This is a genomic window from Streptomyces sp. SLBN-8D4 (assembly GCF_049739545.1).
GTDB lineage: Bacteria > Actinomycetota > Actinomycetes > Streptomycetales > Streptomycetaceae > Streptomyces > Streptomyces canus_C.
On sequence record NZ_JBMGQC010000001.1, the window covers coordinates 6726424 to 6750747 of the forward strand.

Sequence of the window (24324 nt, forward strand, 5' to 3'; positions counted from 1 at the left end):
CATGGCCACCCATGACGAGATGACGGAGCTGTTCGGCGCGGACCGCGTGGTCACGCTGGACCGTGCCGTCGCCGAGGAGCGCGGACTGTCCGAGGCCGACGCCGAGGTGCTGTGCGAGGTCGGTGTGCCCGTCTTCGTCGACGTGCTGTTCACCCTCGACACCGCCGAGGAGGGACCCGATCCCTTCACCGTGGTGCCGGTGGCCGCGGGCGGCGAGGAGACCCACATCCTCGTCCTGGGTGGCCCCACCGACGACCCGGCGATGCGGTACTGCCTCGACATGGACCGCGGCTACGTCATCCTCATGTCCTTCGACGCGGAGCCGCGCGCCGAGATCGTGAACCGCACCCTCGCCGACCTCGTCGAGTTCCTGTACCGCTTCGCCCTGCGCGCCAAGCACCTGGAGCAGGCCGCACCCCAGGACCGCGCCGCGTACACCGACAAGCTCGTCGAGTACCTCAAGGCCCGCGACCCCTACGCGTTCGCCCAGCCGGACAGCTGGTGGTCGATGGTCTTCGAGCAGGTCGGCTGAGTCCCACGACGCGCACACCCGGGAGTCCCGGAACTCCCGCAGCCCCGCGTTGACGGCGTCGGGTCCCCGGGTGTGCGGGTGGTGCCCGGCGTGCCCCGAGCGAGTCAGTGGGCCCCCGGGGCGCCGCCCCGTGTGCGGTCCAGGAGTTCCGCGACGACCGGCGGTCCGCCACCGCGGTGAACGGTGAGGCTGGACGAGGGCGAGAGAGCGGACGACGTCAGCTCGGCGCGCGGTGGCGAGCGGTGCGGCGCCACCGCGTCACTCCGGGGGCCATCAACAGCCGCCTACGGCTGCCGGAGCACGGTCGTCCCACACCGTCGCCTGTACGGCTGCCACGGAACCCCTCACCACTGAGGCGTGCGCGGGCCATTGACGCGCAAGGGGTTCGATTCTACGGTCCCGTCCGAAGCTCTGATCGGTGATCGGCATATCGAACATCCCCCCACCCGCATCCTGCAAAGGAGCGTGCCCGTGCGCCGCACCTCACTCCTGGCCGTCCCCGTGGCCTTCCTGCTGGCCCTGATCCCGGGCACGGCCTCCGCGTACCCCAACCCCGGGACCGTCACCGGTGCCACCACCATCCACGACCCGACGATGATCCGTACCTCGGCGGGCCGTTACCTGCTGTACGGCACCGGTGGCGGCCTCGGCTACCGCACCTCCACCGACCGGATCGCGTTCACGGCCGGCAGCGACGCCTTCTCCGCCAAGCCGGGCTGGTGGTCGTCGTACGCCACCGAGGCCTGGGCGCCCGACATCTCCTACCAGGGCGGCAAGTACCTGCTGTACTACGCCGTCTCGACCTTCGGCTCCAACAAGTCCGCCATCGGCCTGGCCACGTCGAGCACCGGCCTGCCCGGCTCCTGGAGCGACCAGGGCACCGTGTACACCTCCACGACCTCCAGTGACTACAACGCCATCGACCCGAACCTGTTCGTCGACGGCGACGGCAAGTGGTGGCTGTCCTTCGGCAGTTGGTGGACCGGCCTGAAGATGATCCAGCTCAACCCGGCCACCGGCAAGCAGCTCTCCTCCAACACCACCCGGTACTCGATCGCCTCCCGCCCCACCGGGACCAAGGCCGTCGAGGCGCCGTACATCGTGAAGCGAAACGGCTACTACTACCTCTTCGCGTCCTACGACACCTGCTGCGCCGGCACCAGTTCGACCTACAAGGTCAAGGTCGGCCGCGCCACCAGCGTCACCGGGCCGTACGTCGACAAGAACGGCGTCTCGATGACGAACAACGGCGGCACCCCGGTCCTGGAGTCGCACGGCCGCTACATCGGCCCCGGCGGCCAGTCGATCATGAACGACTCCGACGGCGACCTGATCGTCTACCACTACTACGACGGCAACGACAACGGCACACCCAAGCTCGGCATCAACCTGCTGAACTGGAGCACGGGTTGGCCGGTTGCGTACTGATCAGTTGAACATGCGGAGGCCGCTCAACCGGTCTGCCCCATGCCCGCCGCGTTGGGCCAGCTCTGAGCGTTGGGCCAGCCGGTGGCGGGGGCTTGGGACAGCTCCTGCGGAGCCCCCGGCGCCGGGGCGGTCATGCCGCGCACCTGTGCGGCGGTGAGTCCGCCGCGGGCCGGCACCCCAGGAGGAGTCGGCGCGAAGGGCGCCGGAGCCGGAGCCGGAGGCGGCACCGGCGTCGGCATCTGGGCAGCGGCGGGAGCGGGGGCAGGGGCAGGCATCGGGGCCGGCGTCGGCATCTGGGCCGGCATCGGCATCCCCGCACCCATGGAGCCCATGGAGCCCATGGAAGCGACCGCCCCCATCGGCGCCGCCGCGGCCACCGCCACCGGCTGGGCGACCGGCATCGGCATGCCGACGCCTCCGCCCATCCCTCCACCGCCGACGGCCATCGCCGCGAGGTCCTGCATGCCGGCCCCGTTGGTCTGGCCGACGAGCCGGTCCACTGCCGCCGTACCCGAGCTGTAGCTGGTCCCTTGAGCGAGCTCGGGCACGGCGGCTCCCCTCCTGGTCCCGTAGAGCACCTGTTCCAGGCCGGACACCAGGCGTCGCACATCCACCTGGGGGCGCACCACGAGCCGCAGGAAGCGGCTGGAAGAACCGATCTTGTTGCCGCACTCGCGGACGAGGATGCGGTGCTCGGTGAGCATCCGGTCCCGGACCACGGTGCCCTCGGCGCCCACGGGCAGGCGCACGAAGAGGAAGTTCCCCTGGGAGGGGTAGACGGTCAGGCCGGGCAGCGCGGCGAGCTGGCTCGCCATGTCGAGACGGTCCCGGCGGACCTGGTGGAGGCTCTGCGCGTACTCGGCGCCGTGCTCCTTGAGCATGAACACCACGTACTCGGCGAAGGCGTTGAGGTTCCACTTGGGCAGCATCGAGCGGACCCGGCCCGCGAGGGAGGGGTTGGCGACCATGTAGCCGAAGCGGATGCCGTGCAGGCCGAAGTTCTTGCCGAGGCTGCGCAGGACGATCACGTTCGGCCGGAGCATCGCCTCCTGGACCACCGAGGGCTCCTGCTCGGCGTCCGCGAACTCCAGGAACGACTCGTCGATGACGATGAGGTCCAGGTCGGCCATGGCGTCCATGAACTGCACGAGCGCGTGCTTGTGGATGAAGCCGCCGTCGGGGTTGTTCGGGTTGCAGATGACCGCCACCCGCGTGCCCCGGGTGCGTATGAAGTCGGCGTACTGCGCGAGGTCCAGGGCGAATCCGCTGGACTCCTGGAGCGGGAACATGTCGACCCGCTTGCCGGTCTCCATCGGCTGATCGGTCCAGCGGCCGAAGGTGGGGACCGGGACGGCGAGGGACTCGCGGACCAGCAGGTGGTCGATCCAGGTGATCAGTTCGGTCGAGCCGTTGCCCATCGCCACGGCCTGCGGCGGGAGCTGGAGCAGGTTGCACAGCTCGGCGGTGATCGTGTCGGCGCTGCTGGGGTAGTAGGTGATGATGTCCTTCAGCCGCGCGGCCATGGTGTCCATCATCGCCGGGGTGGGAAAGTAGGGATTGCAGGGGATACAGAAGTCCACCGGCCCCGTCCCGTCTCCGCCTTCGCGCGCCAGCGCCGCCATGGACGGGCTGTGCGCAGAAGTGCTGCGGAACAACGAGGTGACGTTGTCGGCCATCGAACCTCCGTATGGGGCGGACCCGGCGGGGACGACCGGGTCCGTCGTCATTGGGTGGCCCGCGCGGGGGAGCACGGGCCGCCCTTACATACGGATGCCTGCGTGGCGCTGTTCAACGGGTGTGAAAGAAGTGTGAGTTCGGGAACCCCGACCCCGAATTCGGCATCTGACCAGGTCAGGCGCCGAACGAGTGGATCGTCGTCGACCGGTGTGTCTGGCCCGGACGCAGCACCGTCGAGGGGAACGACGGGTGGTTCGGCGAGTCCGGGAAGTGCTGCGTCTCCAGGCACAGGGCGTCGCCCTGGCGGTAGGTGCGACCGCCGGTGCCGGTGAGGGTGCCGTCGAGGAAGTTGCCCGAGTAGAACTGCAGACCCGGCTCGACGGTGGAGATCCTCAGCGTGCGGCCGGAGGACGGGTCGCGCAGGGTCGCCACGTGCTCGGGGTTCGCCGTGATGCCCTTGTCGAGCACCCAGTTGTGGTCGTAGCCCTTGGCGAGGACCTGCTGCGGGTGGCCGGCGCGGATGTCCCGGCCGATCTGCTTGCTCTCGCGGAAGTCGAAGGGGGTGCCCGCGACCGTCGCCGGCTCACCGGTGGGGATCAGACCCGAGTCGGTGGGCGTGTAGCGGGAGGCGGCGATGCGCAGCTCGTGGTCCTCGATGGTGCCGGTGCCCTCGCCGCCGAGGTTCCAGTACACGTGGTTGGTCAGGTTGACCACCGTGGCCTGGTCGGTGGTGGCCTCGTAGTCGATCCGCCAGTCGCCGTGCCGGGTGAGGGTGTACGTCACCTTCACCTCGAGGGTGCCCGGGTAGCCCATCTCGCCGTCGACGGACGTGTGGTACAGGTGCAGGCCGACGTCCGAGCCCTCGGTGAACGGCTCGACGTCCCACACCCGCTTGTCGAAGCCCTGGGTGCCGCCGTGCAGGCTGTTGACCCCGTCGTTGACGGAGAGCTGGTAGCTCTTGCCGTCCAGGGTGAACCGGCCCTTGGCGATGCGGTTGCCGTACCGGCCGATCAGCGCGCCGAAGTACGGGCTGGAGGCGACGTAGTCCTCGACGCGGTCGAAGCCGAGGCAGACGTTCGCGTACCGGCCGTCGCGGTCGGGGACCTCCAGGGACTGCACGATCCCGCCGTAGGACAGGACCTTCAGCCGGGTGCCGGCGTTCTCCAGCGACCAGCGGTGGATTTCGGTCCCGTCGGCGAGCCTGCCGAAGAGCGTTTTCACCGGTCTGTCCTCTCCTCCCATGGGAAGGGCCCCGCCGTCCGGCGGGGCCCGATCCGGTCGACCCGGTCTACGAGCCGACCCTGCGCTTGTTCCACACGTCGAAGCCGACCGCCGCCAGCAGGGCCAGGCCCTTGATGACCTGCTGCCAGTCGGTGCCGACGCTGAGGAGGTTCATGCCGTTGTTCAGCACACCGAGGACGAGACCGCCGATGATCGCGCCGAGGACGGTTCCCACGCCGCCGCTCATGGACGCGCCACCGATGAACGACGAGGCGATCGCCTCGAGTTCGAAGTTCAGGCCCGCCTTCGGGGAGGCCGCGTTCAGGCGGGCCGCGACCACCAGACCCGCCAGGGCCGCGAGCACGCCCATGTTCAGGAAGACAAGGAAGGTGACCTTCTTGTCCTTGACGCCGGACAGCTTCGCGGCCGGCAGGTTGCCGCCGATCGCGTAGATGTGCCGGCCGAAGACCGCGTTGCGCATGACGTAGCCGTAGCCGACCACCAGCACACCGAGGACGAGCAGGATGATCGGCGCGCCCTGGTAGCTGGCGAGCAGCATCGTGACCGCGAGGACGGCGGCGGCGATCGCGACGAGCTTGAGCAGGAAGGCGTTCCTGGGCAGCACGTCCAGCGCGAACTCCTGCTGGCGCTTGCGGTCGCGGATCTCCTGGTAGACCACGAAGGCCAGCAGCGCGAAGCCCAGCAGCAGGGTGAGGTTGTGGTAGTTGGTGTTCGGGCCGACCTCGGGCAGGAAGCCGTTGCCGAGCTTCTGCAGACCGTTCGGGAACGGGCCGAGGGTCTGGCCCTCCAGCAGGATCTCCGTCAGACCGCGGAAGAGCAGCATGCCCGCCAGGGTGACGATGAACGACGGTATGCCGAGATACGCGATCAGATAGCCCTGGACCGAGCCCGCGACCGCGCCCACCACCAGGGTCAGCACCAGCGCGACCGGCCAGGCCACGTCGTGCTGCACGGTCAGCACGGCGGCGAAGGCGCCCACGAACGCGGTCAGCGAACCGACCGACAGGTCGATGTGCCCCGCGATGATCACCAGCATCATGCCGATCGCGAGGATCAGGATGTAGCTGTTCTGGAGCACCAGGTTGGAGACGTTGCGCGGCAGCAGCAGGTCGCCGTCGGTCCACACCGCGAACAGCGCGACGATCAGGCCGAGCGCGATCAGCATGCCGTACTGGCGCATGTTGCGGCGCAGCCCGTTCAGCATCAGCTGGAGCAGGCCCTCGCCGGAGGACGACCCCCCGCCCTTGCCCGGCGGCGCCGCGGCCGGAACCTTCGTCACATCGGTGCTCATCGCGTTACCTCTTTGTCCTTCGTCATCTGGCGCATCAGCACTTCCTGCGTGGCCTCGGCCCGCGGGACCTCACCCGTGAGCCGTCCGGCGGCCATGGTGTAGATGCGGTCGCACATGCCGAGCAGCTCCGGCAGCTCGGAGGAGATGAAGACGACCGCCTTGCCCTCGGCGGCCAGCTGGTCGATGACCGTGTAGATCTCGTACTTGGCGCCCACGTCGATGCCGCGCGTGGGCTCGTCCAGGATCAGCACCTCGGGACCCGCGAAGATCCACTTGCTGAGGACGACCTTCTGCTGGTTGCCGCCGGAGAGCCTGCCCACGGTCTCGAAGACGGTGGGCGCCTTGATGTTCATGGACTTGCGGAAGCGCTCGGCGACCTTGCGCTCCTCGTGCTCGTCGACGACACCGCGCCTCGCGACCTTGTTCAGGGCGGTCAGCGAGATGTTGCGGTTGATGTTGTCGATGAGGTTGAGGCCGTAGTGCTTGCGGTCCTCGGTGACGTACGCGATGCCGTGCTCGACCGCCTCCGCGACGGACTTCGTACGGATCTCCTTGCCGTCCTTGAAGACCTGGCCGCCCGCGTGCCGGCCGTAGGTGCGCCCGAACACGCTCATCGCGAGCTCGGTGCGGCCCGCGCCCATCAGGCCCGCGATGCCGACGATCTCCCCGCGCCGCACATGGATCGACACGTCGTCGACGACCTTGCGCTGCTGGTCGATCGGGTGGTGGACGGTCCAGTTGCGGATCTCCAGCGCCGGGGCCGCGTCCGTCTCGCCTTCGTACGGCGTGCGGTCGGGGAACCGGTGATCGAGGTCGCGCCCGACCATGCCCGAGATGATCCGGTCCTCGGTGGTCTCCGGGGCCTTCACGTCGAGGGTCTCGATCGACTTCCCGTCGCGGAGGATCGTCACCGAGTCGGCGACCTTGCGGATCTCGTTGAGCTTGTGGGAAATGATGATCGAGGTGATGCCCTGCTTCTTCAACTCCAGGATGAGATCCAGGAGTTTGCCGCTGTCCTCGTCGTTCAGAGCCGCGGTCGGCTCGTCGAGGATGAGCAGCTTCACCTTCTTGGAGAGCGCCTTCGCGATCTCCACCAGCTGCTGCTTGCCCACACCGATGTCGGTGATCCGGGTCTCCGGATGGTCGCTCAGACCCACCCGGCGCAGCAGCTCGGTGGCGTGCTTCAGCGTCTCGTTCCAGTTGATGAACCCGCCCGAGGCGTGTTCGTTGCCGAGGAAGATGTTCTCCGCGATCGACAGGAACGGCACCAGGGCCAGTTCCTGATGGATGATCACGATGCCGTGCTGCTCGCTCGCCCGGATGTCCTTGAAGGAGACGACCTCTCCTTCGAAGAGGATGTCGCCCTCGTACGTGCCGTGCGGATGGACGCCGGAGAGCACCTTCATCAAGGTGGACTTCCCGGCGCCGTTCTCACCGCAGATGGCATGGACCTCGCCCTGACGGACGGTCAGAGTGACGTCCGACAGCGCTTTGACGCCGGGAAAGGTCTTGACGATCGAGCGCATTTCCAGGACGGGTCCCGCCATGGTCGTGCCTTTCAATCAGGGGGATGGGCCGACAGGGAGGTGGCTCGACTAGTTGAGCTCGCTCGCCTTGTAGTAGCCCGTGTCGACCAGTTCCTTGGTGTAGTTGCTCTTGTCGACGCTCACCGGCTGCAGCAGGTAGGCGGGGACCACCTTGGAGCCGTTGTCGTACGTCTTGGTGTCGTTGACCTCGGGCTTCTTGCCGTTGAGGACGTCGTCCACCATGGTCGAGGCGACCTCGGCGAGCTTGCGGGTGTCCTTGTAGACGGTCTGCGTCTGCTGGCCCGCGATGATCGACTTCACCGAGGCGAGCTCGGCGTCCTGACCGGTGATGACCGGAAGCGGCTTGCTCGCGGAGCCGTAGCCGTCCGACTTCAGCGCGGCGAGGATGCCGATGGAGATGCCGTCGTACGGGGACAGGACCGCGTCGACCTTTCCGCTGCCGTACGTGGAGGTGAGGATGTCCTCCATGCGCTTCTGCGCGGTGGCACCGTCCCAGCGCAGCGTGGTGACCTGGGTGATCTTGGTCTGCTTGGACTTGACGACGAGCTTCTTGCTGTCGATGTACGGCTGGAGCACGCTCATCGCGCCGCCGAAGAAGTACTTGGTGTTGTTGTCGTCGTTGGAGCCGGCGAACAGCTCGATGTTGAAGGGGCCCTTGCCGCTCTTCAGCCCCAGCTTGTCGACGATGTAACTGGCCTGCAGCTCACCGACCTTGGTGTTGTCGAACGACGCGTAGTAGTCGACGTTCGGCGTGCCGAGGATCAGACGGTCGTAGGCGATGACCGGGATCTTGGCGTCCTTGGCCTGCTGGAGCACGTTGTTCAGCGACTTGTTGTCGATGGCCGCGACGATCAGGCCCTTGACGCCCTGCGTGATCAGGTTCTCGATCTGCGAGACCTGCTGGTCGGGGTCGTCCTCGCCGTAGACCAGCTTGGTCTTGTAGCCCTTGGCCTGGAGGTTCTTGACGACGTTGTTGCCGTCGGCGATCCAGCGCTCGGAGGACTTGGTCGGCATCGCGATGCCGATGGTGCCTCCCTTGGCGCTGCCGGTGGACTCCTCGCTGCCGCCCTTGCTGTCCTGGCCGCAGGCCGAGAGGGTCAGGGCGAGCGAGGCGGCGCCGGCTATGGCGGTGAGGGCGGCTCGACGAGTACGCATGATCATCATCCTTGATGTCGGGAGGCCGGGTGCGGTCCGGCGGTACGGGTGCCTGGAGGCAGTGTGGAGGGACCGGGAAGGGTCGAGGTTGTGTCGGAGTCTGTTCGACTGCGTGGGCTTTTGTGAAGGGGCGTTGTCCGGAACGTTATGCAGGCGTTTCGAACCGCTTCAGCGCGCCCGGCAGCCGGGAGCCGAGCGGCGCCATGTCACCGTCCGCCCCGTGCCGTGCGAGCAGGTCCAGGGCGAGCCGGCCACGCCGCACCCTCTCCTTGGCGGTCGACAGCGTGAGATCGCGCATGTGGTGCCCGTACGGGTAGATCCCGGGAGCCTTCGACAGGCCGAACTTCAGATAGAGCGGTGCGCCGCGCCGGATCAGCTCGGCGACCTCGTACATCCGCACATAGCCGCCGAGATCGTCGGGGGCCTCGATGTACATGTCCATGGGGGCGGCCGACACCCGGCGGATCTCGGTGAGGTGATCGAGCGTCAGGTCGCTGGGCACGTTGATCGAGTCGCCGCCGAGGTTCTCGTACACGGCGTACGCGGTCGGGTTCACCGGCCCGATCAGCGCCGACACCTTGAGCGTCGTGTCGGCCGGGATGATCCCGGCGACCCGGGCCCGGTGCAGGGTCCACAGCACCCCCTCGTCGGCGACGAGCAGGCACTTCACACCCAGCTCGGTGGCGCGGACGGCGTCCTCGACGCAGCCGGCGACCGCGTCGTGCCCGCGGGCGCGCAGCCCGCCGCCTCTGGAGTCGGTGCGGGTGGAGCCGCCGATGTCCCAGGTGCCGCGGGGGCCGGTGAACAGGCAGAGCTCGATGTCGCGTTCGGCGGTCGCCTCCACCATCTCGGTGATCTCGGCGTCGCTGAGCATCCACACGCCCGAGCCCTGGCTGACCCGGTGGATCGGCACATCGAGCCGCGAGGACTCCTTGAGGACCACGCCGAGGGCCTCGGGACCCTCCACGGAGGGCACTTCGGTGCGCCAGCGGCCGCCACCGGGGAAAGCGTGCGGGGAGGCGTCGGAGGGCGCGAGGGCGGGCGCGTTCAGGCCGAGCGCAGCGAGCGCCTGCTCACCGGGTCGTCGGGCCGCGCTGGCGGTGGTCTCGGTCACTGTCTGTCCTTCATGTTTGATATTTCGGACGAGGGTCGCGGCTCTGGATGCGCAAGGTTCTGGATCTGCAAGGCTTTGGTGGTGCGCCGGTACGAAGTCGTCGGGTACCGCGTACCGGCGCACGGCTCAGGGGTGTGTCACGGCCGCAGGAGGACCTTCCCGACCTTCGGATCGCCGGATCCCGCCAGGTCGATGGCCTGCGAGAACTGGTCCAGTGGCAGCTCGTGCGTGACTAGCGGCGCCGGATCGAGCAGCCCGGCCCCGAAGACCCGCACCGTGTGCGCCCAGGCCGCGGGCGGTGCCCCGAACACGGTGTGCACCTCCAGCTGCCGTACGACGAGATCGGTGGGGTCGAGTCCGTCGGCGCCCGCGGCCGGGATGCCGGTGAGGACGAGCCGGCCGCCGCGTCTGAGCAGCGAGGCGGCGGTGGTGGCGGCGGACGCGGACCCGGCGGTCTCGATGACGACGTCGAAGTCGTCCGGCAGCTCCTGGTCCCGGGTGCGGAAGTCGGTGGCGCCGAAGGCCGTGGCGAGCTCCGCGCGGTCCCTGCGAGTGCCCACCACCAGCAGCTCCGAGGGCGAGCCCGCCCTCAGGAACTGGACGCCGAACATCCCGAGTGTGCCCGTGCCCACGACGGCGACCCGCTCGCCGGGCCGTGCGTTCGCCTTGAGCGCGGCGGCGGCGATGCAGGCCGCGGGCTCCAGGAGCGCCGCCGCCGTCAGGTCGGCATCGTCCGAGAGGGCGTGCAGCAGCCGGGCCGGCAGAGTGAGCGTGGTGGCCATGGCGCCGGGCTGGGTGAAGCCCGTCTCCTCGTAGCCGGCCGTGCACAACGTGGTCTCGCCCGCGTGGCAGCGGTCGCAGACCTGGCAGTTCCTGAAGCCCTCGCCCACCACCTTGCGGCCGACGAGGGCCGCCGGCACCTCGGAGCCCACCGCCTCGACCGTGCCGGACCACTCGTGGCCGGGCGTGAGCGGGTAACGGACGTACCCCTCGGGCCGGTTGCCCTGGTAGACCTCGCGATCGCTGCCGCAGATCCCGACGGCGTGGACGCGGACGAGCGCCTCCCCGGCGGCGGGCTCACGAGGGATGTGCTCGACCAGCCTGTGCTCGCCGGGCGCCTCGACGACGACGGCATTCCTCACTGCTGGGTGCCCTTCGGCTTGCGCTGCTCCCAGCCCTCGGCCCACAGGTCGAACCGGGCCTGCTGCTGCGGGAATTCGGCAGCGGCGTCGACGTCGAGCTCGACTCCGAGGCCCGGCGCTTCCGTGAGATGGAAGTACCCGTCCACGACCTGTGGAGCGCCCTTGACGACCTTCTTGATCTCGGCGTCGGCGAAGTCGTTGAAGTGTTCCAGGATCTTGAAGTTCGGCGAGGTGAAGCCGACCTGGAGAGAGGCCGCGGTCAGGACCGGTCCGCCCACGTTGTGCGGCGCCACGAGCATGTAGTGGGTCTCGGCGGTCGCGGCCAGCTTCCGGGTCTCCCAGATGCCTCCGATGTGGCCGACGTCGGGCTGGATGATGTCCACGGCCTGGCTCTCGAAGAGCTCGCGGAACTCGATGCGGTCGTGGATCCGCTCACCGGTGGCGACCGGGATGTCGACCTTCGCGGCGACCTTCTCCAGAGCCTTGAGGTTCTCGGGCGGGCAGGGCTCCTCCAGCCAGGCGGGCTTGAAGGGGGCGAGGTCCTTGGCCAGCCGTACGGCGGTGGAGGGGGAGAAGCGGCCGTGCATCTCCAGCATCAGCTCGGCGTCCGGACCGATGGCGTCCCGGACGGCCTCGATGAGGGAGACGGCGTAGAGGGACTGCTCGTGGTCGAGCTCGAAGTGGCCGGTGCCGAAGGGGTCGATCTTGAGCGCCCGGTACCCGCGCTCCATGACTCCCCGGGCGGCCTTGTGGTACGCCTCGGGCGTCCGCTCGGTCGTGTACCACCCGTTGGCGTACGCCTTGACCTTGTCGGTCACCTTGCCGCCGAGGAGCTGCCAGACCGGCACGCCGAGCGCCTTGCCCTTGATGTCCCAGCAGGCCATCTCGATCACGGCGATTCCGGACATCACGATCTCGCCGGCCCGGCCGTAGTCGCCGTACTTCATTCGCTTGACGAGGTCCTCGACAGCGAACGGGTCCGACCCGAGAATGTGGTTGGCCTCTGCCTCGTGCAGATAGCCGAGCAGTGCGTCGGTGTGCCCCAGCATGCGCGTCTCGCCCACGCCGGTGAGCCCCTCGTCCGTATGCACCTGGACGTAGGTCAGGTTGCGCCATGGCGTTCCGACCACATGCGTGCTGATTCCCGTGATACGCACGTCAGCTACTCCCTAGGCTTTCTGCTTGTTCGAAATTTCGGCCCACGTTCGAAATGCTGGCTCGACGGTAAGGACGACGTGGTCGGAGTGTCAATGGGTCGGGTGGTCGAACAAGAAACGTTTTCGATGTGACGGCCAGTTACCCACGGGTTCCCCTGTAGGTGTCCATGTCGGCCGTGTAGGTGAACCCGTGTCGACGAGAGGTCCGGCCGTCCGGCCCCGCGCCGTCGTCCCGCCGCACGGGCGGTGTGCGTGGGGATCGTGAACCCTCGGGCGACGTCCGCGAGGCGATGTGCGGACGTCCTGGACCGCGCGTCGGCGCCGCCGGACCGGACCCGCGGCGGGGGCGGCAGGTGGCGCCCCGATCCGCCGTCCCGCCAACTCCTGCCACCGGTCACGTTATTGAACCGTGACGACTTCCCGTTGCAGGCCTCTTGACCGCTGGGAATTGTTAGCGCTCACAATGACCTCCGCATTCATCGATCGATGCCTGCCGGCATCCAGGGGGGTACGAGCGACGTGTCGGCGGTGCTTCCACTCGTTCCACCTGCCCGTTGTCGCGGAAGTGTGCGCAATCCCGGTCTGACCCGGGCGGCGCGCAACCGTCCGCACCACAGGTCCCGTCTGTCAGCGATCGCCAAGGAGGTGCGGCCGTGAACCACTTGCAGCTTCGGCCGCCCACCATGGCCGACGTGGCCCGTCTGGCCGGGGTGTCCCACCAGACGGTCTCCCGTGTCCTGGGGGATCACCCCAATGTGCGGGACGCGACGCGGGCCAAGGTGCTGCGCGCGATCGAGGAGATGGGCTACCGCCGCAACTCCTCCGCGCGGGCCCTCGCGACCAGACGCACCCGGACCCTGGGTGTGGTCTCGGCCAACACCACGCTCTACGGGCCGGCCAGCACGCTGTTCGCACTGGAGGAGGCGGCGCGTGCCGAGGGGTACACCGTCTCGACCGTCAGTCTGCGCAAGCTGGTGGTGGAGACGCTGTCCGAAGCCCTGGACCACCTCAGCGAGGGCGGGGTGGAGGGGGTGATCGCCCTCGCCCCCCAGCGGTCGGCGGCCGAGGCTCTCGCCGAACTCCGGTACCCCTTCCCGGTGGTGGCCGTGGGCACCGGGTCCGGAGCCGAGATCCCCAGCGTCAACGTGGACCAGCAGCTGGGTGCGCGGCTGGCCACCGGCCATCTGCTGGCCGCCGGCCATCGCACGGTCTGGCATCTCGCCGGGCCCGAGGACTGGCAGGAGGCGGTCGACCGGACCGTCGGCTGGCGGTCGGCCCTCGAAGCGGTGGGGGTCGAGCCGCCGACACCGCTGCGGGGGGACTGGAGCCCGCTGTCGGGCTACCGTGCGGGCCAGGAACTGGCCGGCTGGGTGGGCCGGGGACTGACCGCGGTCTTCGTCGCCAACGACCAGATGGCGCTGGGGGTGTTGCGGGCACTGCGCGAAGCGGGGGTGCGCACTCCCCAGGACGTCGCGGTGGTCGGCTTCGACGACATCCCGGAATCGGAGTACTTCGCCCCGCCGCTCACCACCGTCCGCCAGGATTTCGCGGCGGTGGGCCAGCGGAGCATCTCCCTGCTGCTCGATCTGATCGAGGGCCGGTCCTCCTCCGGGACCCAGGGAATCTTCATCGAACCCCAGCTCGTCGTCCGTGCCAGTACGTTTCCGCACGGGCCTCAATCGGGGGACGCTCTCGACTGACGCGGCGCCAGCAGTCACATTCGCACACCAGTGTGACCGATATTTCGAATAGTGATCGACAGGCTGGACGCAGCGGAGTCGGTCCATCAAGTACCAGGGCTCAACGAGTACCGGCGGTCCGTTCCCGGACCGGCTCTTCAAAGGAGAAGAAACATGCTCAACAGGAGAAACTTCCTCACCGCCGCGGTCGGCGTCGCGGCCGCGGGCACCCTGGCGGCTTGCGCCAAGGAGGACAAGGGGTCCACCGGCACCTCGTCCGGCGGCAGCAAGGCGATCACCCTCGGCTTCTCCCAGGTCGGCTCCGAGAGCGGCTGGCGCAGCGCCAACACCGACTCGGTGAAGGCCGCGGCCAAGGAGGCGGGGTACAACCTGAAGTTCTCCGACGCCCAGCAGAAGCAGGAGAACCAGATCTCCGCCATCCGCAGCTACATCGCGCAGAAGGTGGACGTCATCGCCTTCTCCCCGGTGGTCGTCACCGGCTGGGACGCGGTGCTCAAGGAGGCCAAGGCGGCGAAGATCCCGGTGGTCCTCACCGACCGCTCCGTGGAGACCTCCGACCAGTCCCTGTACGTCACTCTGGTCGGCTCCGACTTCACCGACGAGGGCCGCCGCGCCGGCAAGATCCTGGAGAAGGTCCTGGCCAAGGCCGGCGTCAAGGGCCCGGTGAAGATCGCCCAACTGGAGGGCACCACCGGCGCCGCCCCGGCGATCGAGCGCGCCAAGGGCTTCAAGGAGGTCATGGACGCCGACCACAAGGACGACTGGAAGATCGTCGTCAGCCAGACCGGTGACTTCACCCGCGCCGGCGGCAAGCAGGTCATGGCGGCCTTCCTGCAGTCCAACCCGGACATCAACGTCCTGTTCGCGCACAACGACGACATGGCCATCGGCGCCATCCAGTCCATCGAGGCGGCGGGCAAGAAGCCCGGCAAGGACATCCTGATCGTCTCGATCGACGGCGTGAAGGACGGCTTCGTCGCCATGTCCGAGGGCAAGATCAACGCCATCGTGGAGTGCAACCCGCTGCTCGGCCCCCAGCTGATGGAGGTCGTGAAGACGGTCCACGACGGCGGCTCGGTCGAGCGCTGGATCAAGACCAAGGAGGGCGACTTCATGCAGGACCAGGCCAAGGCCGCCCTCCCGACCCGCAAGTACTGACCGACCGCACCCACCGGCGGGGAGCCTTCGGCCGGCCGAGAACGCCTCGGCCGGAAAGGCTCCCCGCGGGCCGGGCCCGCAGCGGGCCTGAACCGATTCCACGAGGAGCGCTGCCATGGCAGAGCCGCAGCCCGTCCTGGAGATGACGGGCATAGTCAAAGAGTTTCCGGGGGTAAGGGCTCTGTCGGGCGTCGACTTCCGGCTCTTCCCCGGCGAGATACACGCCCTGATGGGCGAGAACGGGGCCGGGAAGTCCACCCTGATCAAGGTGCTGACCGGGGTCTACACCCTGGACGGCGGCACCGTCACCCTCGACGGCAAGGCCGTGCGGATCGGCAGCCCGCTCCAGGCGCAGCACGCCGGCATCAGCACGGTCTACCAGGAGGTCAACCTCTGCCCCAACCTGTCGGTGGCGGAGAACATCTTCATCGGACGGGAACCGATCCGCGCGGGCCGCATCCAGTGGAAGCGCATGCGCAGCGAGGCGGCGAAGCTCGTCGACCGTCTCGGCCTCGACATCGACGTCACCGCGCCCCTGTCCTCGTACCCGTTGGCGGTGCAGCAACTGGTGGCGATCGTACGGTCGGTGGGCACCGGAGACAGTGACGGCGAGGGCTCCGGAACCAAGGTCCTGGTCCTGGACGAACCGACGTCCAGCCTCGACCGCGACGAGGTCCTCGAACTGTTCCGCCTGATGCGGCAGTTGAGGGACGAGGGCGTCGCGATCCTGTTCGTGTCGCACTTCCTCGACCAGATCTACGAGATCTGCGACCGCATGACCGTCCTGCGCAACGGCACCCTGGTCGGCGAGCACATGGTCAGCGACCTCGACCAGGTCGGGCTGATCGAGCTGATGATCGGCAAGGCGCTGGACCAGCTGGAGGAGCTCCACGACCAGCAACTGCACGCGGACGTCGGCGAGTCACTGCTGAAGGCGGAAGGCCTCGGCAGGAACGGCGGTATCGCCCCCTTCGACCTGGAGATCAAGAAGGGCGAGGTCGTGGGCCTCGCCGGTCTGCTCGGCTCCGGCCGTACCGAACTGGCCCGGCTGCTCTTCGGCGCCGACCAGCCGGACAGCGGCACGCTGACCGTCGGCGGAGAGACGGTCTCGATGAGCGCCCCCAACGACGCCATCGGCGCCGGTATCGCGTTCTGCTCGGAGAACCGCAAGACCGAGGGCCTGGTCCCCGACCTGACGGTGCGGGAGAACATCATCCTCGCGCTCCAGGCGGCCCGCGGCTGGACCCGGCCCATCCCGGCCGCCCAGCGCGACGAACTGGTCGCCAAGTACATCAAGGCGCTGGACATCCGGCCCGCCAACCCGGAGGCCAGGGTCGGCCAGTTGAGCGGCGGAAACCAGCAGAAGGTGCTCCTCGCCCGCTGGCTCATCACCCAGCCGAAGCTGCTGATCCTGGACGAGCCGACCCGCGGCATCGACATCGGCGCCAAGACGGAGATCCAGAAGCTGGTGGTCTCCCTCTCCGAGGACGGCATGTCCGTGCTGTACATCGCCGCCGAGCTGGAGGAGGTGCTCCGGCTCAGCCACACCATCGGAGTGCTGCGCGACCGCAAGCTGGTGGCGCAGCTCACCAACGGACCCGAGATCACCACCAGCAAGATCCTCGAGACCATCGCGAGCGGAGAACACCAGTGACCACCCCCTCCCGCTGGCGAGCACTGACGCGCCATCACCTCTTCTGGCCGGTCGCGGTCCTGGTCGCCCTGCTGCTCGTCAACGTCCCCTTCACCCCCGACTTCTTCGCGATCCACATGACGAACGGCCACCTCTACGGCAGCCTCGTCTCGATCGTGCTGTTCGGCTCGCCCCTCATCCTGGTGGCGGTCGGCATGACCCTGGTCATCGCCACCGGCGGCATCGACCTGTCCGTCGGCGCCGTGGTCGCCATCACCGGGGCCCTGACCTGCTCGTACATCAGCGACCAGGCGGACCAGGGCGCCCTGTCCGGCGTGCTGCTCGCGATGGGCCTGGGCCTGGTGGCGGCGGTCGTGTGCGGCCTGTGGAACGGCTTCCTGGTCGCCCGGATGGGCATCCAGCCCATCATCGCGACCCTCATCATCATGGTCGCGGGCCGAGGCGTGGCCCAGCTGATCACCGACGGCCAGATCATCACCATCAACAGCGACCCGTACCAGCTGATCGGCGGCGGCTACTGGCTGACGCTGCCCTTCTCCATCTTCGTGGTGGCGGCCGTCGTGGCCGTCACCGTGGCGCTGACCCGCCGTACGGCCCTCGGCCTGCTCGTCGAGGCGGTCGGCGGCAACGCCGAGGCCAGCCGCCTGGTGGGCATCAGGTCCCGCCGTATCAAGATCATGGTGTACGTGTTCTGCGCTCTGTGCGCCGGTATCGCGGGCCTGATGATCAGCTCCAACACCTCGGCCGCGGACGGCAACAACGCCGGTCTGTGGATCGAGCTCGACGCGATCCTCGCCGTGGTGATCGGCGGCACCTCGCTGCTGGGCGGCCGGTTCTCCATCGGCGGCACGGTGATCGGGGCCCTCGTCATCCAGACCCTGACCACCACGATCTACACCATCGGCGTACCGACCCAGACCAACCTGGTGTTCAAGGCCGCCGTCGTCATCGTCGTCTGCCTGCTCCAGTCCCCGAAGTTCCGCGCCAAGGTCTTCGGCGCCCGCGCCCGCGCCGCCGCTCCGGCCCAGCCCGCCGCGGAGCCCGAGGCCGCTCCCAAGATGGAGGTGTCGTGATGAGTGCGACCACCCGGACTCCCACGACGCCGGAGAGCCGAACCCCGTCCAGGTCCGCACGGCTGCTGGGCGACCGGCGGCTGCCCGTCGTCGTCACGGCCGGCCTGTTCCTCGTGATGTACATCGTCGGCCTCAGCCGCTACCAGAACTACGGCTTCGGCGAGCCACAGGTGTTCCTCAACCTGTTCATCGACAACGGATACCTGCTGGTCGCCGCGGTCGGTGCCACCTTCGTCATCATGTCCGGCGGGATCGACCTGTCCGTGGGCTCCGTGATCGGCTTCACCACCATGCTCACGGCCTGGCTGGTGGAGGACGTGGGGCTGCCCCTGCTCCTGGTCGTCCCGATCTCCCTGGGCGTGGGCGCGTTCGGTGGCTTCCTCATGGGCTACGTGATCCACAACTTCGAGATCCAGCCCTTCATCGTGACGCTCGCCGGCCTCTTCCTCTTCCGGGGCCTGTGCCTGGTGATCAGCAAGGAGTCGATCGCCATCTCGGACTCGGCCGTGAGCAGCCTGGCCGAGACCCGGATATCGCTGGGTGTGGGAGACCTGTCGATCGGTGCCGTCGTGGCTCTGGCCGTCCTGGCCGCCGCCTTCTATGTCCTGCACTACACGCGCTTCGGGCGCCGGGTGTACGCCATCGGCGGCAACGAGCAGTCGGCCCTGCTGATGGGTCTTCCGCTGGGACGTACGAAGATCGCGGTCTACACGATGAGCGGCTTCTGCTCCGCGCTCGCCGGCCTCCTCTTCATGCTCTACATCCAGTCCGGTGACCCGTTGCACGCCGTGGGCATGGAACTCGACGCGATCGCCGCGGTGGTCATCGGCGGCACCCTGCTGACGGGCGGCTCGGGCTACGTCCTGGGCACCCTCTTCGGGGTCCTCGTCCTGGGCCTGATCAAGAGCATCATCCAGTTCGAGGGCACGCTCAGCTCCTGGTGGACGAAGATCGCCACCGGTGTGCTGCTCTGCGCGTTCATCCTGGTCCAGCGCGCCATGACGGCCCGTAAGAAGACCTGAGCCGAGGGGGACGCGGACCGTTCCGGCGTTCTTCGGAAGTCGGTTTGCACGCGATGGGGTGGATCATCCTCAATCCGCTGCGCCGGAACGGCCGGTCCCCACAGAACCTTCACCAAGGAACCTGGGAATCCCGCCCGCAGGGCACTTAATCTTCCCGCGACATGGACTACTGCAACCCGTGCCGACGGCACCTCAACGGCGCCCTCGCCTGCCCGGGGTGCGGCACCTCGATCGAAGCGCTGCGCGCGTACACGCCCCGCGTACCGACCCAGGCCCAGCCCCAGGAGCCTCCGGTGGCCCCGGCCTACGCGGCGTACGCGGTCGAGGGGCAGTACGGCGACGCTTCCCTCGCGGGGGACGCCCACGCGGGCGCGTACGCGGGCGGGACGGGTGTGTACGGCGGCCAGGGGATGGCCGGGGCGTACGGCACGGATGCGACTTCTCAGTACGGCGGAGGGGGCGACGAGGTCACGCCGTACGGCGGAGACGGGCACGCCCCCACCTCGTACGGCCCCGGTGACGGAGGCGGGGCGGGGTACGGCGGCGACGCCCAGAGTTCCGTGGCATACGGCGGGGACGGTCGCGCGGCCGCCTCTCGTGCCGGCGATCCGGCGAATGGCGGGTGGGCGGAGATCGGGGCGGACCACGGCTCGACCGCGGCCGACACCGGCTCCGGCTCGGGTCTTGAGGGAGACGCCGTCGGCGTCGACGGCGATGCGAGCGGCAGCGTGGCCGAGGATACGGCGGAGCCGACCGGTGGCCGGGCCTCGCGGCGGCGCGCGCGTGGCCGTGGTGCGGAGAGCGTCGACGGTCCCGCCCCCTCCGCGGAATCCGAGGACGCCCTCGCCGACGAGTACGACGAGTACGACGAGGGCGACTCCGACGACCCCAGCGGCGGAGCCAGCCGTCGTGATCGCAAAGCGGCAGCCCACCGTCGGCGCCGACGCCGGACCCTGCTGATCGCCGCCGGGTTCGTGCTCGCGGCCGGTGGTCTGAGCCTCGCGGAGCTGGGGATGGACGCCCCGGGATCCTCCCCCAAGCCGGCCGCGGCGGGCGGGGAGTCGGCCGAGGGCGGCGCCTCCCCGGAGGCGAGCGCGTCGGCGTCGGGGAAGACCGACTCCGGCGGAACCGTTCCCTCGGACTCGGCTTCCCCGTCGACCTCCGCGTCCCCGTCACCCTCCGCGTCCAAGAGCGAGGAAGCCGACGCGAGCAAGAGCCCCGACACCCAGTCGGCGACCGGCAAGCCCCCCGGCGCGTCGGCCCCCACCGCCACGCCCACATCCACGAGCGGCGGCTCGGCCCCCACGGCCACCCCCACCACCGCGGCCCCGAGCCCGGACCCGTCCCCTTCGCAGTGCGACCGCTTCCTGTGGTGGTGCACGTAGGGAATCCACCTGCGCGAGGTCGGGACGGTCGTCGCCGGCCGTGCCCGGGGGATTCCGCTACGGCCCGCTGTGGATCAGCGACGCCCACACGTGCGGTCGGCCGGGATGCTCGGCGCGCAGGTGCCGGATCACGCGATGGAGCACGGTCGCCGCGTCGTCTGCGGACGGCGTGGCCGGCATCAGCCGGTAGAAGTGATCGCCGCCCCGGCCGCGACACGGTCGTCCAGCGGCCAGAGACTCGCCACGACATGCCGGAACCCGGCCAGCTGGAACGCGGAGGCGAGGTGGATGGACTCGTCCGCGTGCCGCCGGCCTACGTGTCCGGTGGAACACGCGGACAGGTAGGCCAGTTCGGCCTCGCGGAGGTCGCGACGACCGATCTCCGCGATGGAGAGCACACCGTCGTGCAGATGGAGCCCGCCCTCGGAGGGGGCGTCGGGGTCGGTGCCCGCGTGGCAGGCGAAGTGCGTCCAGCTCGCCTCGGCGAGCGCGCCGGTCACCCGGGCGGCGGTGGCCCGCTCGTTGATGAGCAGCGGCATGTCCGGATGGGCCGCGTGCAGGCTTGCCGCCTCGGAGGTGGTGGCCGGCAGGTCCGGCAGCCCCGGGGTCCGGTCGAGGGCGACGGCGAGCCGGCGCAGGACCGTGGCGGCCGGACGTCCCTGGGCGCGGGCCAGGGTCCGCAGCGTGGGTGTGTACGACGAGACCACCCGGTCGAGCGCCCCGGTCCGGCCGGGATGCCCGGCCGCGTGCAGCGGCAGCAGCCCGAGCGGCCCGGTCGGCATCCACCACACGCGGGGGAGGGCTCCGTCGTCCGGACGGAGCCGTTGTTCGATCGCGTCGAGGACCGGCTCGACCGCCGTGTCCCACAGCCGGCCGAGCAGCTCCGTCAGCACACGCTGCCTGCGCAACTCGCCCGTGAACGAGCCGGCGTCGTGCGTCGCCTCCGTCAACTCGGCGGCCCACGCCTCGACGTCGGCCAGCCGCAGGTCGGGCAGCGGTACCAGCAGCGGGGGCCCGTCGGCGGTGACGACGATGCCGTCGCACCTCTGCAGTCCGGCGTTGAGCAGCACGACGGCCCCGCCGGTGGCGGTCGGTCGCAGCTCGCTCCACGCCGGCGGGAGCAGGAACCGGTCAAGGCCCGGCAGGCGCCGGATCTCCGTCAGGACGGCGTCGTGCTCGGCCCACAGCCTTCTGCGCCGGTCGACGTGATCGATGTCCTGGTCTTCGTTGGGCGTGGTCATGGCCGCAGGATCCGGCGCGTTGAGGGCGGTGCGGACGCGGCTCAGACGGCGGGCCAGGGCCGGGTGCTCGGCCTCCAGGTCCGCGAGGGGTGTCCGCAGCGCCAGCCGGGACGCCAGCAGGACCGACCGGCCCAGCTCACCGGCCTGGACAGCGCCGCCCGGATCGTCGAGGGCGCAGTGCACGGCGATCGTCTCGCCGACCAGTCCGTGGTTCGCGCCGAGGCGGTACTCGTGGTCCGCCGACGAGGACTCCCGCGCCGCGACCGACGGCAGCAGCTCCACCGCCGTGTCGAACAGCAGCCGGGCGGTGTGCAGTTCGTCCAGTACGTAGGCGAGCCGGCCCGTCGCCCAGCAGGCGTGCAGCCGGTCGAGCGGGGGCGCCGTCGCGGCGGCGAGCGCTTCCCGCGCCAGCCCGGCGATCCTCGACCGGTCGAGGGTGCCGCCGGTGTCCCACCGCCTTCTGTAACAGGTCCCGAGGAAGTAGATGCGTGCGGCCCGGATGGGATGATCGCCCGGGGTGGCCGTGACCGCCTGTTCCGCGGCCTCGACGGCGCGGTCGAGGTCGGACGTGGCGCCGGTCCGCTGGAACCGCAGCCGGTAGGCGTTGCCGAGGCTGAACAGATACCGTGCGCGCTCCGGATGGTCGGCGGGGACCGCAGCGGTCGTCTCCTGCGCCAGGTCGACCGAACGGTCCAGGTCGGCCGGGTCGCCCGCGTGCTCGTACCGTGTCTGATGGGCCCGCGTGAGGTTGAACAGGCGCAGCGCGCGGTCGGGATGGTCCGCGGGTGTGGCGGCGACCGCCTGGAGCGCGAGGTCGACGGCGCGGTCGATGTCGGTCGTGGCGCGGCCGCGCTGGAACCGGTCCTGGTGGGCGACCCCGAGGCTGGTCAGGTACATGGCCCGGGCCGGGTGGTCGGCCGGTGTCGCGGCCAGGGCCTGTTCGTGATGCGCGAGGGCCCGGTCCAGATCGTGCAGGCTCCCGTTGTGCCCGAAGCGTTGACTGAGGGCGCTGCCGAGGTTGTTCAGGTGCATCGCACGGCTCGGGTGGTCGTCGGGTGTGGCGGCCACCGCGCGTCGGCCGGCCTCGATGGCCGCGTCCATGTCGGACGGCTCCCCGGTGCGCGCGAACCGGGACCAGTGGGCGAGGCTCAGGTTCGACAGGCGGTAGGCGACATCCGGGTGGTCGGGGGGCGTGGCGGCCACGGCCTGTTCCTGATGCGCGACGGCCCGGTCCAGATCGGCCGGGTCCCCCAGTTGTTCGAACCGTCCCCGCAGGGCCGCCGCGAGGTTGTTCAGGGCGGTCGCGCGGAGCGGGTGATCGGTGGGCACGGCGGCGACCGATCTCTGCAGACTCTCGACGGCCCGGTGCATGTCGACGGGATTTCCGGTCCGGTCGAATCGCGCGTCGTAGGCGGCACCGAGGTTGGACAGGAGGAGCCCGCGGTTCGGGTGGTCGGAGGGCGTGGCGGCGATGGCCTGTTCGTAGTGCGCGACGACACGGTCCAGATCGCCCACCTCCCCCAGCCGTTCGAACCGCGCGTGGTACGCGATCCCGAGGTTGGACAGGAGCGTCCCGAACTGGTGATGTCCCTGGGGCGCAATGGCGACGGCACGACCGAGGTGGCCGATGACCCGGTCCAGGTCGGCCAGCTCCCCCAGCCGTTCGAACCGCGCGTGGTACGCCATGCCGAGGTTGGACAGGTAGGTCGCACGGTCGGGCGCGTCGTCCGGGGTCGCGGCCACCACCTGTTCGTGGTGGCCGATGGCCCGGTCCAGGTCCGCCAGGCTCCCGGTCCGTTGGAAGCGGGTGTGATAGGCGGCACCGAGGTTGGACAGGGTGGTCCCTCGATACGGACTGCCGGTGTCCTTGGCGGCCTGCTCCCCGAACCCGATGGCACGGTCCAGGTCGGCCGGACGGCCCGCCCGTTCGAACCGCGCCCAGTAGGCGGTGCCGAGGTTGGTCAGGATGGTCGGCCGGTGCGCGGAGTCCGCGGGGTTGACGGCCAGGGCGCGCTCGCCGGTGTCGATGGCGTGGTCCAGGTCCGCGAGGTGCCCGCTCGTCTCGAAGCGCCGCAGATGACACGTGGCGAGGTTGGTCAGGATGGCCGCCCGGCTGAGGGAGTCGGCGGGGTTGACGGCCAGGGCGCGCTCGCCGGTGACGATGGCGCGGTCCAGGTCCGCGAAGTGCCGCGTCCTCTCGAAGCGGAACAGGTAGCCCGAGGCGAGGTCGGTCAGGATGGCCGGCAGCCGCGGGGAGTCGGCGGGGGCGACGGCCATCGCACGCTCGTACATGTCGATGGCGCGATCCAGGTTCGCGTGACGACCAGTCCGCTGGAACCGCAGCAAGTGGCCCGTGGCGAGAGTGGTCAGGTAGAACGCCATGTTCAGCTCGGCGCCGGTCGCGACGACGGCCCGTTCCCCGAACTCGATGACCCCGTCCAGGTCGTCAGGGTCCCCCGCCCGCTGGAACCGCAGGAGATGGGTGACGCTGAGATTGCCCAGGATCAGCGCTGAGTTGGGGTCGCCGGCCTGGAGGGCGGCCACGGACTGCCGCCCGATGGCGATCGACTGGTCGGCTTCGTCCTCCCGCCCCGTCAGCGCGTACAGCGCCCGGTGGGTCTCGGCGAGGTTGTACAGGCGGGTGGCACGGTACGGATGGTCCGGCGGTGTCAGGGCGACGATGCTCCGGAACAACGGGACGCAGCGGCCCAGCAGGACCGTGTCCCCAGCCTGCGTCGCGCGGTTCAGAAGGTCGACCGCCTGGTCGTTCAGCTGACCCGGATCAAGCCGGTGGTCGGAGGACATC

Annotated in this window: 17 protein-coding genes; 8 read left to right on the plus strand and 9 right to left on the minus strand. The window is 69.6% G+C overall.

What is annotated here, in order from left to right; all coding sequences use genetic code 11:
• Nucleotide 1: 1 nt before the first annotated feature.
• A complete protein-coding gene (locus RKD20_RS30485; RefSeq protein ID WP_424880500.1) occupies nucleotides 2-532 on the plus strand; it encodes an SUKH-4 family immunity protein in 531 nt (176 codons plus the stop codon).
• 471 nt (nucleotides 533-1003) lie between these two features.
• On the plus strand, nucleotides 1004-1960 hold the full coding sequence (locus tag RKD20_RS30490; protein WP_424880501.1) for an arabinan endo-1,5-alpha-L-arabinosidase: 957 nt from the start codon (nucleotides 1004-1006) through the stop codon (nucleotides 1958-1960).
• Between the two features lie 23 nt (nucleotides 1961-1983).
• Here RKD20_RS30490 and RKD20_RS30495 read toward each other — a convergent pair whose 3' ends face one another.
• The 8 genes from RKD20_RS30495 to RKD20_RS30530 all read right to left on the minus strand — a co-directional run bounded on the left by RKD20_RS30495 (nucleotide 1984) and on the right by RKD20_RS30530 (nucleotide 12285).
• The gene (locus tag RKD20_RS30495; protein ID WP_424880502.1) at nucleotides 1984-3636 is read right to left on the minus strand and encodes a pyridoxal phosphate-dependent aminotransferase; all 1653 of its coding nucleotides are present in this window, start codon (nucleotides 3634-3636) and stop codon (nucleotides 1984-1986) included.
• Nucleotides 3637-3811: 175 nt separating this feature from the next.
• Nucleotides 3812-4858, minus strand: coding sequence for an aldose epimerase family protein (locus RKD20_RS30500; protein ID WP_424880503.1), 1047 nt, complete (start codon nucleotides 4856-4858; stop codon nucleotides 3812-3814).
• 67 nt (nucleotides 4859-4925) lie between these two features.
• A complete protein-coding gene (mmsB, locus tag RKD20_RS30505; protein ID WP_424880504.1) occupies nucleotides 4926-6170 on the minus strand; it encodes a multiple monosaccharide ABC transporter permease in 1245 nt (414 codons plus the stop codon).
• Nucleotides 6167-7717, minus strand: coding sequence for a multiple monosaccharide ABC transporter ATP-binding protein (mmsA, locus tag RKD20_RS30510; RefSeq protein WP_424880505.1), 1551 nt, complete (start codon nucleotides 7715-7717; stop codon nucleotides 6167-6169). The genes mmsB and mmsA overlap by 4 nt, the downstream gene beginning before the upstream one ends.
• Nucleotides 7718-7765: 48 nt before the next feature.
• On the minus strand, nucleotides 7766-8872 hold the full coding sequence (gene chvE / locus RKD20_RS30515; RefSeq protein WP_424880506.1) for a multiple monosaccharide ABC transporter substrate-binding protein: 1107 nt from the start codon (nucleotides 8870-8872) through the stop codon (nucleotides 7766-7768).
• A gap of 145 nt (nucleotides 8873-9017) precedes the next feature.
• Nucleotides 9018-9986, minus strand: a complete 969-nt coding sequence (locus RKD20_RS30520; protein WP_424880507.1) for a hypothetical protein — start codon at nucleotides 9984-9986, stop codon at nucleotides 9018-9020.
• A gap of 137 nt (nucleotides 9987-10123) precedes the next feature.
• The gene (locus tag RKD20_RS30525; protein WP_424880508.1) at nucleotides 10124-11128 is read right to left on the minus strand and encodes a zinc-dependent alcohol dehydrogenase; all 1005 of its coding nucleotides are present in this window, start codon (nucleotides 11126-11128) and stop codon (nucleotides 10124-10126) included.
• Nucleotides 11125-12285 carry a mandelate racemase/muconate lactonizing enzyme family protein gene (locus tag RKD20_RS30530; protein ID WP_424880509.1) on the minus strand — a complete coding sequence of 387 codons (1161 nt, stop codon included), beginning with the start codon at nucleotides 12283-12285 and terminating at the stop codon, nucleotides 11125-11127. The genes RKD20_RS30525 and RKD20_RS30530 overlap by 4 nt, the downstream gene beginning before the upstream one ends.
• Nucleotides 12286-12938: 653 nt before the next feature.
• Between RKD20_RS30530 and RKD20_RS30535 the strand changes: the two genes are divergently transcribed.
• From RKD20_RS30535 to RKD20_RS30560, 6 genes are all read left to right on the plus strand, one after another.
• A complete protein-coding gene (locus tag RKD20_RS30535; protein WP_424880510.1) occupies nucleotides 12939-13985 on the plus strand; it encodes a LacI family DNA-binding transcriptional regulator in 1047 nt (348 codons plus the stop codon).
• Nucleotides 13986-14138: 153 nt separating this feature from the next.
• Entirely contained in the window at nucleotides 14139-15143 is a 1005-nt protein-coding gene (locus tag RKD20_RS30540) for an ABC transporter substrate-binding protein (RefSeq protein WP_424880511.1), read from the plus strand.
• A gap of 115 nt (nucleotides 15144-15258) precedes the next feature.
• Nucleotides 15259-16797, plus strand: coding sequence for a sugar ABC transporter ATP-binding protein (locus RKD20_RS30545; protein ID WP_424880512.1), 1539 nt, complete (start codon nucleotides 15259-15261; stop codon nucleotides 16795-16797).
• On the plus strand, nucleotides 16794-17870 hold the full coding sequence (locus tag RKD20_RS30550; protein ID WP_424880513.1) for an ABC transporter permease: 1077 nt from the start codon (nucleotides 16794-16796) through the stop codon (nucleotides 17868-17870). Before RKD20_RS30545 ends, RKD20_RS30550 begins: the two co-directional genes overlap by 4 nt.
• Nucleotides 17870-18892: a galactofuranose ABC transporter, permease protein YjfF gene (gene yjfF, locus RKD20_RS30555; RefSeq protein ID WP_424880514.1), complete on the plus strand. Its 1023-nt coding sequence runs from the start codon at nucleotides 17870-17872 to the stop codon at nucleotides 18890-18892. The genes RKD20_RS30550 and yjfF overlap by 1 nt, the downstream gene beginning before the upstream one ends.
• Nucleotides 18893-19053: 161 nt before the next feature.
• Entirely contained in the window at nucleotides 19054-20277 is a 1224-nt protein-coding gene (locus tag RKD20_RS30560) for an SCO2400 family protein (RefSeq protein ID WP_424880515.1), read from the plus strand.
• Nucleotides 20278-20456: 179 nt separating this feature from the next.
• Here RKD20_RS30560 and RKD20_RS30565 read toward each other — a convergent pair whose 3' ends face one another.
• Complete coding sequence (locus RKD20_RS30565) at nucleotides 20457-24323, minus strand: CHAT domain-containing protein (protein ID WP_424880516.1); 3867 nt, start codon at nucleotides 24321-24323, stop codon at nucleotides 20457-20459.
• Between the last annotated feature and the right edge of the window lies 1 nt (nucleotide 24324).